Below are 14,222 nucleotides of genomic sequence, written 5' to 3'. Positions count from 1 at the left end.
CAGGACGAGTCATCCCGCACGACCCACCATCAGAGACACGCTCTCCCAGCTATACCTTCCTGGTCATATGATTTATACTTCTCATCCCAGCAACCCAAACAGATCCCTATAATCATCTGATATTCCCTCCGCCACTCAGCGCCCCCCTTATTTTTAACTCTATTAAACATTTTTGCCATTCTGAGACAAAATTTGGCGACTTTTAGCTGATTTTTGGTTATTTTGTTTAGGATAAAAAACAAACCAATCTTACTGGCAGCCTGAGAGATATCATGGCTCCGGAATCACTGGCAATAGAGATGTGAGCGATGAGCGAAACCTTTGATGTGAATGCGGCTATTTACCCATTTCCTGCACGGCCCGTCCTGCTTGATGCAGATGAAAAAGCTTTTTACCGTGAGAAAATCAAAACACTGTTAAAACAGCGCGATGCCGTGTTGGTCGCTCACTATTATACCGACCCTGAGATTCAGGCATTGGCCGAAGAAACCGGCGGTTGTGTCGCCGATTCACTTGAGATGGCGCGTTTTGGCAGTAACCACCCAGCATCGACTTTACTGGTTGCAGGCGTACGTTTTATGGGGGAGACGGCCAAGATCCTTAGTCCAGAGAAACAGGTATTGATGCCGACTCTGAATGCAGAATGTTCACTGGATCTGGGCTGCCCGGCTGATGAATTTGCTGCATTTTGTGATAGCCATCCTGAGCGAACCGTGGTGGTGTATGCCAATACCTCAGCGGCAGTCAAAGCTCGGGCGGATTGGGTGGTCACTTCCAGTATCGCGGTTGAGCTGATTGAGCATCTCGATAGCTTGGGTGAGAAGATAATCTGGGCACCGGATCGGCATCTGGGCAATTACGTCCAGAAGAAGAGTGGTGCCGATGTGTTGTGCTGGCAGGGGGCGTGTATCGTCCATGACGAGTTTAAAACTCAGGCGCTGGCCCGGATGAAAGCGTTACACCCTGATGCCGCTGTGTTGGTTCACCCAGAGTCGCCACAAGCTGTTGTCGATATGGCTGATGCTGTCGGTTCGACCAGCCAACTGATTATGGCGGCAAAAAATCTGCCACAGAAGAAACTGATTGTGGCGACTGATCGCGGCATCTTTTACAAAATGCAGCAGGTATGTCCGGATAAAGAGTTATTCGAAGCACCAACCGCAGGTGAAGGGGCGACATGTAGAACGTGCGCCCACTGTCCTTGGATGGCAATGAATGGCCTCATGGCCATTGCTGAGGGGTTGGAGCAGGGCGGAATGATGCATGAGGTTCATGTCGATGAAGAACTGCGTCAGCAGGCGTTGATACCGCTCAATCGTATGTTGGATTTTGCCAACCAGTTGAAGCTACAGATCAAAGGCAATGCGTAAGCATTTATACTCGTCATACTTCAAGCTGCATGTGCGTTGGCCGCGCTCAATCACCCGAATCACTTACTACAGTAAGCTCGTCGGGATTCATTCGCTTGCCGCCTTCCTGCAACTCGAATTATTTAGAGTATATTCACTACTGTATTAACAGCAAAAGGATAGCCAGATGGATTTTTTTAGTACCAGTAACATATTGGTTCATATTCCGCTGGGTACAGGCGGGTATGATCTTTCATGGATTGAAGCAATAGGTACGCTGTTTGGATTGCTGTGTATCTGGTTTGCCAGCAAAGAAAAAATTATCAACTATCTTTTTGGTTTGATAAACGTGACGTTGTTCGCGGTCATTTTCTTTCAGATCCAACTCTATGCCAGCTTGTTATTGCAGTTATTTTTCTTCGTTGCCAACATCTACGGTTGGTATGCCTGGAGTAAACAAACCTCGGATAATCAGGCTGAATTAAAAATTCGCTGGCTGTCCTTGCCGAAAGCATTGGCGTTGGCGGTGGTTTGTGCGGCCGGTATCACCTTAATGACACTGTATATCGATACGGTATTTGCCTGGTTAACCCGTGCGGCGGTGACGGTGATGCAGAGTCTGGGGGCGAATGTGCAAATGCCTGAGTTACAACCTGATGCCTTCCCGTTCTGGGATTCCACCATGATGGTATTGTCGATTGCAGCCATGATTCTGATGACGCGTAAATATGTTGAGAACTGGCTGATTTGGGTGGTGATCAATGTGATCAGTGTGGCAATTTTTACCTATCAGGGGGTGTACGCAATGGCGCTGGAGTATGTCTTGCTGACGCTGATTGCTCTGAACGGTTCATGGTTGTGGATTAAGAGTGCGGCGCGAAATCATTCACGCCCGTTGTCGACTCAGGATCAGTAACCACTCAGTCAGGCCACTTTCACGGGTATCCCGTTGAAGAGTGGCCTGCTTGCGATTAATGGTTATGGCTTGGTGCCGGGGGCGCTTGATTAATGGCACAATCGGGCGCTGCGCAACGCTGGTACTCCATTTGAATGGTGGCGTGGCCAATGTGGTAATGATGCAATAAATGGTGTTGGATACGTTGTAGCAACTCATCGTTATCCAGGGGTGGGATTACCTGCACATGAAGCGTCATCAGCCGTTGCTCACCCACTTGCCATAAATGGACATGATGTACATCGCGAACTTCATAAATATTGGCGCATAAATCTTTGCGCAGTTTTGCGATATCAATCTCTTGCGGCGCACCTTCCAGTAATTCGTGGAAACTCTCTTTTAGCAAGCGCCAGGCACTGCGCAGCACCAGTATTGAAACTAACACTGACAAAATGGGGTCAATAGGCGTCCAACCGGTCGTCAGTATCACCAGCGCGGCAATGATAGCGCCTACTGAACCGAGTAAGTCACCCAGCACATGTAACGCAGCAGCCCTGACATTGATATTCTTCTCTTCCTCTCCGCGATGCAGTATCCAAAAACAGAAAATATTCGCAAATAACCCAGCAATAGCGATGATTAACATCGGCACGCCCATCACCTCATGGGGTGAGAAAAAGCGACGAGCAGCTTCCCAGACAATCAAAACCACGATAAGCAATAATGCGGCTGCATTGACAAACGCGGCCAGAGTCGTCAGCCGTAGATAGCCAAAGGTATGGCGGGAGTTAGGTTTACGCTGAGAAAAATGCACAGCCATTAACGCGATGAATAATGCGGCCGAATCGGTCAGCATATGTCCGGCATCGGCCAGTAGTGCCAGAGAGCCTGATAACCAGCCACCAATGGCTTCTGCCACCATAAACACGGTGGTGACTGCGAAGGCTATCAGCAGGCGACGGCTATTGCGGTCTTGTGGGAGCAGTGAAGAGAGTCCAGCCATTGTTGTTCCTTTGACCGTTAAATGGGTAAAGCTATTTCTTTATGTTAACTCTGACAAAATTTCATTCAAGTCATGAATTAACTGTTCTAGCAAATTTTGCAATTGCGTATAGGCCCCGTGCGTGATTTGACTGTGCTGCATCTGGTTAATCAGTTGTTGGCACAGTGCTGCGGCTTGGGTGTTCTGTAATATCAGCAAACTGCCCTTAATGCGGTGTAATGTCTGCCGGGTGTCAGCTAATGGCTGATCCGACAAAGAGATGTGTTGGAGGTCTTGCGTCAATGAATCACACAGGGTTATCGCCAGTTTGCGGATCAGTGCCGGATGATTATTTCCTAAATGTGAAAGCATTGCTCGCAGATTATGACTAGCCTGATAACGCGTTGGAATATCAGCCTGTAGACGTAACACTTGCTCAATATCACTGAGTGTTACCGGCTTGGTCAACCAATGATCAATAACCACATCTCCCGGCCTGATGCGGGTAAACTCCTGTACATCCGCCGAACATAAGACGATTTTTGCCGGTTGCCCGCGTCGTTGTCGTTCTTGTCGGCGGATGATGCGGGCAACGGTAAAACCGTTCGGCGCGGGCATGTTGTAATCGATAAACAGCAGGTCAAAGGGCTGTTTTTGATGAGCGAGTAACAGCTGGTGACCGCTATCAAACAACTCAGAGTCAATGCCAAAATGTCTGAGTTGCTGTTGCATCAGCAGCAGATTACTGGGGTGATCGTCAACAATGGCAATACGTTGCGCTGGCAATGATAAGGGATGGGTTTCCTGTTGCGTGGGTAGGGCCATTGCGGGGGAAACTGCAACGGACATACGCACGGTAACCACAGTACCTTGATTCAAAACCGATGTCAGACTGATATTGCCATTCATCCGTTCGATGAGTTCTTTGCAGATTGATAAACCTAAACCGCTCCCTTGAATCATCAGGTTATCGTTGGTTTCTGCCCGATAAAATGGCTGAAACAAATAGGGGATTTCAGATTCCGCAATACCGCACCCGCTATCGGCAACTTGCAACAGTAATTCGCCTTGTTGCCCGGCCTGTGGTTGCCACTGTATGCGGAGGCTTATCGTGCCACGACGGGTAAACTTCATGGCATTATTAATCAGATTATTCATGACCTGAAGTAAGCGCCCACCATCAATCAGAAGCGTCTCCGGTAAATTGTCGCTGTAACTGATATCTAAGGTGATGGGCCGCATTCCTAACAATGGCTGATAAACCGCACCAATATGATTAATCCACGGAATTAATGCCGTAGGCTGTGGTGACAATTGTAATGAGCCGGTCTCTAACTTGGCATAGTCTTGTAAGTCATTGAGTAAACTCAATAATGATGAAGCGGAACTGTAGATGACGGGCAGGTTACTCTTATTTTGTATCGCGTTGTTTTTCTTCAATTCAAGTTCGAGCAAGCCAAGAATTGCGTTCATTGGAGTACGTAGTTCGTGGCTAATCGTGGCAAGAAACTTGCTCTTCATCTGATTGGCGGTATCGGCCTGCTGGCGTGCGCGCTCTAATCTTTCCCTTTCACGTTGCTCTTTTCGCTGTTGAATAAAACGACGAATAGCCACCAATAGAAGCAGTGTCAGCAATATGCCGAGGGCGGTCAGCAACCAAGCAGCGGGCGGCATCATACGATTCTCATTCACCGCATCAATAATATTCTTCGGGTCGGACACCCATTCATCACGCAGGGATTGCAGCGTGGCTGAGGGAATTTGCAGCACGTTTTTATTGAGAATAGAGAGCAGCAATGGCGATTGCTGGGTAACACCGAAGGCGAGTGGGTACGCGATATTATCTGCCGTAAATGCCAATTTAATGACGCCAGCATAGCGAGAAAGCACGATGAAATTGGCAGAGATAACATTATCGATCAGCCCATCCAACTGCCCGTTGGCGAGTGCATCGTACATGGCTTTACGGTTGGGGAAGACCACGGCGGTGGTTTGCGATGGGATCAACTGTTGGCCAGGATCGCCGTCGACTACACCGAGCCGCTTACCGGTAAGATTTTTCCAAGTGGAAGTATCATTACTAAATTGGGGGTATATACCCCCCATAAAGCGCGGTGAATCGGTATTGAACTGTCATATTGCACTTTAAATCCTGCTGCCAGGGGTAATAATGCTCGCATCATCGCCTGATTTTGCTGCACTTGCCGATCGGCCTGACGCGGGTTGCTGCTCCAGACTGGCAAAAATTGCAGGCCGGTATTTTGTGCAATGATATTAAGAATATCGACAATATAACCACGCGGTTGTTTATCGGCACCGCGATAAGTGAAAGGGTAGTCATCATCAATGGCGGCATAATAGATAATCGGATGAGCCTTAACCCACTCTTGTTCCATGCGTGTTAAATCAGCATTACCGGTATCGAGATAGCGTGGTATTTTTTTACTCCAGCGGCCCTGAATGGTATTGAGTGTCTCCATCGGGATATTCGCGATAACGTGATCAAGCATCTCAATTAAAGGTTGGTTGGTTGCGGCAAAGACCAGAGAAAGGCTGCCGGGTTTTATATCGCTTTCAACCTGATAAATTTGCCCCAGTTGTAGCTGGTCAATAATAAAACTGGCACTGGTTTCATCAGCGATGAAATAGTCATTTTTACCATTTAATAATGAGTAAATCGCTTGCAGATTATTGTCAAACAATTGGCTATGTGAGTTTTTATTCTTAATTTCATCCACGATTTGCATACCGGCCATTTTATTGACAGCAATACGCGCATCGCCAGAGTTTAACATCACCTGTCGGGTATTTTTTCGGTTACGTAACACCAATAATTTACTAATATAATAGGGTTTTGAAATAAATAAATCAGCATGTAATGCGCTGTCGGGCAAACCAAACAGCAGATCGATATCCCCACGCTGGAGTGCCTGATTCAGCGTATTGGCATCTGCGAACCCTTTTATTTCAATGTTGGCCCCAGTGGCCTGTTGAATAGCATTAAGATAATCAGCATTCAAACCGTAAAAGTCATGATCAACAATAATATTATAAGGGCTGGTATTCTCACTAAGTATACCTACTCGCAACGTTTGATTGCGCCATTGATTATTTGGCGTGGTAAATGGCGTATCAGCCGGCATATTCAAGCTATTGACCAAATGGTACTGCAATGCCGCTGCTGCCTGTGCCGGGATTAACAGAGTGAATTGAACAATGAATAATAATCCCAGCCAGAGGTTTCTCATGGTTGCAACTCATTAAATACGGCGATTAATTCCAGTAAATTGGTGGCACCGGTCTTATTGAGAATATGAGTCTTATGGGTACTGACGGTTTTATTGCTGATGTTCAGCAACTGAGCGATATGCAAATTAGAATGGCCTTTAGCGAGTAAGCCCAATATCTGTAACTCTTTCTGTGTCAGGTTATATTCCCCGGTATGGTGCGTTGAACCACTGTTTATACATCCTGTAGGGAATATCCGTTGGCCCGCAAGCACCGCATCAATCGCCTGCAACAGTTGTTCCATCGGCTGCCCTTTATGCATAAAACCCTGTGCGCCGGCGGTATAGGCCAATTTTGCGTAAACCTCTTCCTCCTGAGCGGTATAAATTATGATGGATTGCTGCGGATAATGTCGGCGAATTTTGCGTAAAAACTGTAGACCATCCAGTTGCGGCAGGCTGATATCCAGAATAAGCAGGTCAATATGATATTCGGCCAGCAGTGCCAGAGCCTGGCGCTCATCCGCAGCACAGTGCAAGCGATAAGGCTGTATCGCCCGCGTCAGTGCGGCTTCAAGGGCAACATGCACTACTGGGTGGTCGTCAACGAGCAATAAAGTGGGCATAAAACGTATTAACCTTTTGAGGCGATTTCACGGTGGTAAGCGAAATAAGGCGCTTGATAGTGAGCTTATAACAAATAACAGAAATTGATGCTTCCATTCAATAAGTTGATGCGTCATGGGATTCGATGGTTCTGTTGCAGATAATCTGCACTAAATTCCTAAAGCAACAAAGTAGATTTACAGCGTTACATTCACAAGCTAGATTGGTTCAACTAGATTGGTACAAATAGACGCTGTGCGATGACTGTCACAAGACTTAATGGATGAACTATGACTTACCAGAATGATGACCTACGGATTAAAGAAATTAAGGAACTCCTGCCACCTGTTGCACTGTTAGAGCGGTTTCCCGCAACCACTAAGGCGGCAGAAACGGTATCCAAGAGTCGCAATGCCATTCACAACATCTTGCGTGCTAAGGATGATCGCTTGTTGGTGGTGATTGGCCCATGCTCCATTCATGACACGCAAGCGGCGACCGAATATGCGGCCCGTTTGCTGACATTGCGTGATGAACTGCAAGGCGAGCTTGAAGTCGTGATGCGGGTTTATTTTGAAAAACCGCGTACCACGGTGGGTTGGAAAGGTCTGATTAACGATCCCCATATGGACGGCAGCTACGATATTAATGACGGTTTGCGTATCGCACGTAAGTTATTGTTAGACATTAACGACAGCGGGCTGCCAGCAGCGGGTGAGTTTTTGGATATGATAACCCCGCAATATCTGGCTGATTTGATGAGCTGGGGCGCCATCGGCGCGCGTACGACTGAATCCCAGGTTCACCGTGAGCTGGCTTCTGGCCTGTCTTGCCCGGTCGGTTTTAAAAATGGCACCGATGGTACGATTAAAGTGGCAATCGATGCTATTAATGCGGCCAGCGCACCGCATTGCTTCCTGTCAGTGACCAAATGGGGCCATTCAGCGATTGTAAATACCGCTGGAAACGATGATTGCCATATTATTCTGCGTGGTGGCAAAGAGCCAAACTACAGTAGTGCCCACGTTGCTGCGGTTAAAGAAGGGCTGAACAAAGCGAAGTTGGAACCACAGATAATGATCGATTTCAGCCATGCCAACAGCAGCAAACAGTTCCAAAAGCAGATGGAAGTGAGCAAAGATGTGTGTAACCAGATTGCTCATGGTGAAAAGTCGATCATCGGTGTGATGATTGAAAGCCATTTGGTGGAAGGTAATCAGAATCTGGAAAGTGGCGAGCCACTGATTTATGGCAAAAGTGTTACTGATGCCTGTATCGGCTGGGAAGATACCGAAACGGTATTGCGTGAGTTGGCTGAGGCAGTGAAAGCTCGCCGTCAGTAAGCTATCGTGCTTGCTTAAATTGCAGGTAAAGAAAAACCCCCGACATTCATAATGAGCGGGGGTTTTTTATTGAGCCTGAAATCAGAGATGATTACTTCGCTTTACCCTGATTGGCAACCGCAGCGGCTTTAGCTGCGATTTCATCTGCGTCACCCAGATAGTAACGTTTGATTGGTTTGAAATTTTCATCAAATTCATAAACCAATGGTACGGCGGTTGGGATATTCAGCTCAAGAATCTCTTCTTCGCTCAGGTTATCCAGATATTTTACCAGTGCACGCAGTGAGTTGCCGTGGGCGGCGATAACAACGCGCTCACCACTTTCCATGCGAGGTTTGATAACCTCTTCCCAGTAAGGGATAACGCGTTCGATGGTCAGTGCCAGGCTTTCAGTGGTTGGCAGTTCTGCATCGGTGAGTTTTGCGTAGCGTGGGTCATGACCAGGGAAACGCTCGTCGCTTTTTTCCAGCGCAGGTGGAGTGATAGCAAAACCACGACGCCACAGTTTGACTTGTTCGTCACCGTATTTGGCCGCTGTTTCTGACTTATCCAAGCCTTGCAGTGCGCCGTAATGACGCTCATTGAGCTTCCAGGTTTTTTCCGTTGGCAGCCAAGCCTGATCCAATTCGTCCAGCACACTCCATAGGGTGTGGATAGCGCGTTTTAGTACCGAGGTGTAAGCGAAATCAAAAGTAAAGCCTTCGTCTTTTAACAGTTTGCCTGCTGCTTTTGCCTCAGCGCGGCCTTTTTCAGATAAATCAACGTCATACCAGCCAGTGAAGCGGTTTTCGTTGTTCCATTGACTTTCGCCGTGTCGTACCAGAACCAGCTTAGTTACTGCCATAGTTCGAACTCCTCAATCTAACTTGTTCAATGATAACTATTATCATTATATTGCGGGACTGCCACCAACAGCAATCAATAGTATTTAACCATAGCCAATTTTTTATCGTAAGGTCATAAGGCGCAACGATTCTGCTAAATCTATAACCCATTAATCTACAGGGTATTAAATACCCTGTAGGGCTGCGTGGGGTTAAGCTGCTTTCTTCAGGCAGGTGCTCATAAAGGTTTTACGCGCATCGCCTTTTAACTCTTTGGTGGCGGCCTCAGCGTTACAGCTTTTCATTTTCTGCTGCTGTGGCGTCAGGGCTTTTTCATCGGGCTGAACCTGTGCTTTCAGACACTGACTCATAAACTTCTTACGGTCATCGCCTTTTAGCGATTGAGTGGTCGCCTGCTGATTACAATCGGTCATTTTTTTCTGTTGCGCGGCCTGAGCCGGCGACGGTGTTTTCACCGTATCTGCTGCCATCACATTCGCACTAAGCAGTAATCCGGCGGAGAGTAACCATAAGGTAGTTAGACGCATAGGAGTTCCTTAAATAATGTTGAGATCTGAAAGTGTAGGCAACAGGTCATACGACCGCCTGACAGACGCTGTTAAGCGTAGTCGGCAGCCGTAAATAAGGACAGTTATAGGGCGATAAAGTGATAAACCGTGGTTGCGTGATAGGTCTTCCCCGGTTTTAACCAGCAATCGGGTTGCGGCCATTCAGGGTGGTTGGGGCTATCGGGTAGGAATTCGCTCTCCAGTGCCACACCGGTATAATTGGCATAAGTACCGCCGTTACGTGCTGGCGTGCCGCCGAGAAAATTACCGCTATACAATTGCAGCGCTGGTGCTGTGGTGTAAACGCTCATTTGCACCCGATTATCCGATGACCACAAATGTGCCGCCGGGCTTTCGGTGGCACCACAAGTCCGATGCAGCAAGTAAGCATGGTCATAGCCTTTTACCCGTTGCTGGCAGCGGTCTTTCAGGAAATCGCGCGCCAGGGTTTTTGGCTGACGGAAGTCCATACCCGTCTTTTCTACGCTGACCAGCCCACTGGTGGGAATCCCCTCGCTGTCGACAGGCAGATAACTTGCGGCAAACAGTTGCAAACGATGTGCCCGCACATCAACCCCTTCACCATCGAGATTGAAATAGGCATGATTGGTCAGGTTCACCGGGCAGGTTTTATCCACCTGTGCCTGATAGTGAATCTCTAACCGGCTGTCTTCGGTGAGTAAATACTGAGCCTCTACCGTCAAATTGCCGGGAAACCCTTGGTCACCGTCCGGCGAATGCAACTGATAGGTCACCTGCTTTTCATCCTGCGTCACCTTTTGCCAGCGTTTAGTGTGAAAACCGTTCGGGCCACCGTGCAATTGGTTTGGCCCCTGATTGGGTATCAACTTAAAGGTTTCGCTGTCAGTCGTGATTTGTGCGTTGGCAATACGGTTAGCATAGCGGCCCACGGTGGCACCGAGGTAAGCCGCCTGATGCAGATAATCAGCAGGGGTTTGACAACCCAGCAGCAGTTCGCGTTTTTCACCGTTTTTTAACGGCAAAATCGCGGATAGCCACGTCGCACCCCAATCCATCAGGATGACGGTCACACCTGCTTTATTGCGTAATTCGGTCAATTCAAACGGCTGACCATCGGGTGCTAACGGGTCAAACCTGCCTGGTGGATCCGCATCGTTTTTCAGCATAAACCTGCTCCTTGTGAAGCCTGACATACATAGAATGTCTCCGTTCGACCACTGCTGTATGCCGGATATTCCCGCGCCACAGTAACCCGAACCTGCTCGACCAGCGCCTGTGGCATCAGCGCAACAATACAGCCGCCAAAACCACCGCCGGTCATACGCACACCACCTTGCTCCCCAATGACCGATTTCACAATATCCACCAGGCTGTCGATCGGTGGAACTGTGATCTCGAAATCATCACGCATCGAAATATGAGACTCCTGCATCAGTTGCCCCATCAATTTCAAATCGCCAGCAGCCAAAGCATCCGCCGCCGCCAGTGTGCGCTCATTTTCAGTAATCACATGGCGGGCACGTTTGGCAACCACGGGGTCCAGTTCATCCTGAATAGAGAAGAACAGGCTTGGATCGACATCACGCAGGGCTTTGACACCGAAGAAACGCGCCGCAGTTTCACACTGCTGGCGGCGAGTATTGTATTCGCTATCGACCAGACCACGTTTAACATTGGAGTTGATAATCACCACTGCAACGTTTTCCGGCATCGGAACGGCGCGGGTTGCCAACGTGCGGCAATCAATCAGCAATGCATGGTCCTGCTGACCCAACGCTGAAATCAACTGATCCATGATGCCGCAATTACAGCCGACAAACTGGTTCTCTGCTTCTTGCCCGTTCAGCGCCAGCTCCACGCCGCTCAGCGGCAATTGATAGAGTGATTGCAGCGCCTGGCCCACCGCCACTTCCAGCGAGGCTGAAGAGCTAAGGCCAGCACCTTGTGGCACATTGCCACTGATCACCAGAGAGGCACCGCCAAAATCGGCATGGCGCAGTTGCAAATGTTTTACCACGCCGCGCACATAATCTGCCCAGCGAAATTCAGGGTGCGGCACGATGGGGGCATCTAGTGAGAATATATCTTGCTGATTATCATAGTCAGCAGCGATAACATGGATCTGGCGATCGTGGCGTTTACCACAACTGATCACCGTTTCATAATCGATAGCACAGGGCAGGACAAATCCATCGTTATAATCGGTATGTTCGCCGATAAGATTAACGCGGCCCGGTGCCCTAATAGTGATTTCAGGCGCATGACTAAACTGCTGGCGGAAAATGGCTTGGGTATGCTGCTGCAAACTCATTATTTGACTCCTGCTTCTCGATAATGAACATCACTTACAGCCCGCAGCAGCTCCGCCGCCTGTTCTGCCGTAAGGTCACGCTGGGTTTCGGCCAGCATTTCATATCCAACCATAAATTTACGCACTGACGCCGAGCGCAATAATGGGGGGTAAAAATGTGCATGTAGCTGCCAGTGCGTATTGTCACTGGTATTATCATTGTTATGAATGCTATCAGCCCCGTGAATGTTATAAGGCGCACCGTGCCATCCCATTGAGTAGGGGAAGGAGCATGAGAATAGATTGTCATAACGGCTGGTGAGCTTTTTCAGTGCAACGGCCAAGTCACGGCGTTGTTCGGCCGAGAGGTCTTCCATGCGCAATACATGTGTTTTGGGCAGTAATAAGGTTTCAAACGGCCATGCCGCCCAGTAAGGTACTACGGCCAACCAGTGATCGGTTTCCAGCACGGTTCTGCTGGTGTCACGACGTTCACGCTCGGCATAATCGAGCAGCATTGGGGCGTTATGCTGCTGGAAATAGTGCCGCTGTAGCCGGTCTTCTCTGGCGGCCTCGTTCGGTAAGAAACTATTGGCCCAGATTTGCCCATGCGGATGTGGATTAGAACACCCCATCGCGGCACCTTTGTTCTCAAATACTTGAACCCACGGGTAAATTTTACCTAACTCGGCACTTTGTTGTTGCCAGGTCTGGATAACCTCTTCCAGCGCTGGCAGTGTCAGTTGCGGCAAGGTTTTACTGTGATCGGGGGAGAAGCAGATAACCCGGCTGGTGCCGCGTGCGCTTTGGCTGCGCATCAGCGGATCATCACTTTGCGGCGCATCGGGGGTGTCCGGCATCAGCGCGGCAAAGTCATTGGTAAATACATAAGTTGACTGATAGTCAGGATTGATATCGCCAGTCACGCGGGTATTACCGGGGCACAAGAAGCAATCAGGGTCATGCGGCGGTAAGTTCTCTGTGGCTGGCGCTTCCTGTTGGCCCTGCCACGGGCGCTTGGCTCGATGTGGCGAAACCAATACCCACTGATCGCTCAATGGGTTATATCTGCGGTGTGGATGGTCTACAGGGTTAAAATCAGTCATAACGATACCTTAATCGGGATAGCCCTGAGGGTTTTTTGATTGCCAACGCCAGGTGTCTGCTGCCATTTCATCAATTGAACGGCTGACGTGCCAGCCTAATTGTTCAGCGGCTTTGGTGGGGTCGGCCCAGTAAGCTGGCAGGTCACCTTCGCGGCGTGGCGCAAAATGGTAAGCCAGTGGTTTCCCGCACGCTTTGCTGAATGCCTCAACCACTTGCAAAACACTGTGGCCGACACCGGCACCCAGATTGAAAATATGCACACCGGGTTGATTGTGCAGCCTTTTCATCGCCGCGACGTGACCGTCAGCCAGATCTACCACATGGATATAGTCGCGCACCCCAGTGCCATCAGGGGTCGGGTAGTCATTGCCAAAAATGGCCAATGATTCACGGCGGCCAACCGCAACTTGAGCAATAAACGGCATCAGGTTGTTAGGGATACCTTGTGGATCTTCGCCCATCAGCCCTGATGGATGTGCACCAACCGGATTGAAGTAACGCAGAATGGTCATATTCCATTGCGAGTCAGCCAGTTGCACATCTTGCAAGATTTGTTCAACCATCAATTTGCTGTGGCCATATGGGCTGGAAGGGGAGCCGGTCGGAAAACTTTCAACATAAGGAATCTGCGGCTGATCGCCATAAACGGTAGCAGATGAGCTGAAAATAAAGTTTTTAACCTGTGCTGCTTGCATGGCTGCCAGCAACACCAGTGTGCCGAAGACATTGTTATCGTAATAGGCTAGTGGTTTGCTGACAGATTCACCCACCGCTTTTAGACCCGCGAAATGAATGACCGCGTGAATAGGATGAGCCGCGAATATTTGGTCGAGCAGCGCACGGTCACGAATATCACCTTGATAAAATTCAGGTGTATGGCCGGTCAAGCTGTGGATCCGCTCTAATACACTGGATTTGCTGTTGCAAAGGTTATCGAGGATCACCGGTTTATAACCAGCTTCAATCAATTGCACACAAGTATGGCTACCGATGTAACCGCTACCACCCGTTACCAGAACGTACATAAAAGACTCCTCGAATAACTTTA

The 14,222-nt window shown here is 48.9% G+C and carries 11 protein-coding genes and 1 pseudogene; 3 read left to right on the top strand and 9 right to left on the bottom strand.

Features of this window, described 5'->3' with window-relative positions:
- Window positions 1-308 precede the first annotated feature (308 nt).
- Both nadA and pnuC read left to right on the top strand, forming a co-directional pair.
- Window positions 309-1,370 carry a quinolinate synthase NadA gene (gene nadA, locus YALDO0001_RS14285; protein WP_004704143.1) on the top strand — a complete coding sequence of 354 codons (1,062 nt, stop codon included), beginning with the start codon at window positions 309-311 and terminating at the stop codon, window positions 1,368-1,370.
- Window positions 1,371-1,536: 166 nt separating this feature from the next.
- On the top strand, window positions 1,537-2,265 hold the full coding sequence (pnuC, locus tag YALDO0001_RS14280; protein WP_004704142.1) for a nicotinamide riboside transporter PnuC: 729 nt from the start codon (window positions 1,537-1,539) through the stop codon (window positions 2,263-2,265).
- 55 nt (window positions 2,266-2,320) lie between these two features.
- Here the strand turns inward: pnuC and zitB are convergent, their stop codons facing one another.
- From zitB to YALDO0001_RS14265, 3 genes and pseudogenes are all read right to left on the bottom strand, one after another.
- Window positions 2,321-3,247 carry a CDF family zinc transporter ZitB gene (zitB, locus tag YALDO0001_RS14275; protein ID WP_004704141.1) on the bottom strand — a complete coding sequence of 309 codons (927 nt, stop codon included), beginning with the start codon at window positions 3,245-3,247 and terminating at the stop codon, window positions 2,321-2,323.
- Between the two features lie 39 nt (window positions 3,248-3,286).
- A pseudogene (locus YALDO0001_RS22555) lies at window positions 3,287-6,474 on the bottom strand (ATP-binding protein).
- The gene (locus tag YALDO0001_RS14265) at window positions 6,471-7,079 is read right to left on the bottom strand and encodes a response regulator transcription factor (protein ID WP_042840131.1); all 609 of its coding nucleotides are present in this window, start codon (window positions 7,077-7,079) and stop codon (window positions 6,471-6,473) included. The pseudogene YALDO0001_RS22555 and the gene YALDO0001_RS14265 overlap by 4 nt, the downstream one beginning before the upstream one ends.
- 270 nt (window positions 7,080-7,349) lie before the next feature.
- Here YALDO0001_RS14265 and aroG point away from each other — a divergent pair, with 270 nt between their 5' ends.
- The gene (aroG, locus tag YALDO0001_RS14260) at window positions 7,350-8,402 is read left to right on the top strand and encodes a 3-deoxy-7-phosphoheptulonate synthase AroG (protein ID WP_004704136.1); all 1,053 of its coding nucleotides are present in this window, start codon (window positions 7,350-7,352) and stop codon (window positions 8,400-8,402) included.
- Between the two features lie 91 nt (window positions 8,403-8,493).
- Here aroG and gpmA read toward each other — a convergent pair whose 3' ends face one another.
- From gpmA to galE, 6 genes are all read right to left on the bottom strand, one after another.
- On the bottom strand, window positions 8,494-9,246 hold the full coding sequence (gene gpmA, locus YALDO0001_RS14255) for a 2,3-diphosphoglycerate-dependent phosphoglycerate mutase (RefSeq protein WP_004704134.1): 753 nt from the start codon (window positions 9,244-9,246) through the stop codon (window positions 8,494-8,496).
- A 192-nt stretch (window positions 9,247-9,438) separates the two neighbouring features.
- A complete protein-coding gene (locus YALDO0001_RS14250; RefSeq protein WP_004704132.1) occupies window positions 9,439-9,774 on the bottom strand; it encodes a PsiF family protein in 336 nt (111 codons plus the stop codon).
- A 104-nt stretch (window positions 9,775-9,878) separates the two neighbouring features.
- Window positions 9,879-10,943 carry a galactose-1-epimerase gene (gene galM / locus YALDO0001_RS14245; protein WP_042840129.1) on the bottom strand — a complete coding sequence of 355 codons (1,065 nt, stop codon included), beginning with the start codon at window positions 10,941-10,943 and terminating at the stop codon, window positions 9,879-9,881.
- Window positions 10,937-12,088 (bottom strand): galactokinase, encoded by a 1,152-nt coding sequence (gene galK / locus YALDO0001_RS14240; RefSeq protein ID WP_004704127.1) that lies wholly within the window; start codon window positions 12,086-12,088, stop codon window positions 10,937-10,939. The genes galM and galK overlap by 7 nt, the downstream gene beginning before the upstream one ends.
- Window positions 12,088-13,173, bottom strand: coding sequence for a galactose-1-phosphate uridylyltransferase (gene galT / locus YALDO0001_RS14235; protein ID WP_042840128.1), 1,086 nt, complete (start codon window positions 13,171-13,173; stop codon window positions 12,088-12,090). The genes galK and galT overlap by 1 nt, the downstream gene beginning before the upstream one ends.
- Before the next feature lie 9 nt (window positions 13,174-13,182).
- Window positions 13,183-14,199: a UDP-glucose 4-epimerase GalE gene (gene galE / locus YALDO0001_RS14230; protein ID WP_004704125.1), complete on the bottom strand. Its 1,017-nt coding sequence runs from the start codon at window positions 14,197-14,199 to the stop codon at window positions 13,183-13,185.
- Window positions 14,200-14,222: the final 23 nt, after the last annotated feature.

This window comes from Yersinia aldovae ATCC 35236, assembly GCF_000173735.1.
In the GTDB taxonomy this organism is placed as follows: Bacteria; Pseudomonadota; Gammaproteobacteria; order Enterobacterales; family Enterobacteriaceae; genus Yersinia; species Yersinia aldovae.
Note: the sequence above shows the minus strand (reverse complement) of the source record. Positions and strands in the feature narration are given on the sequence as shown.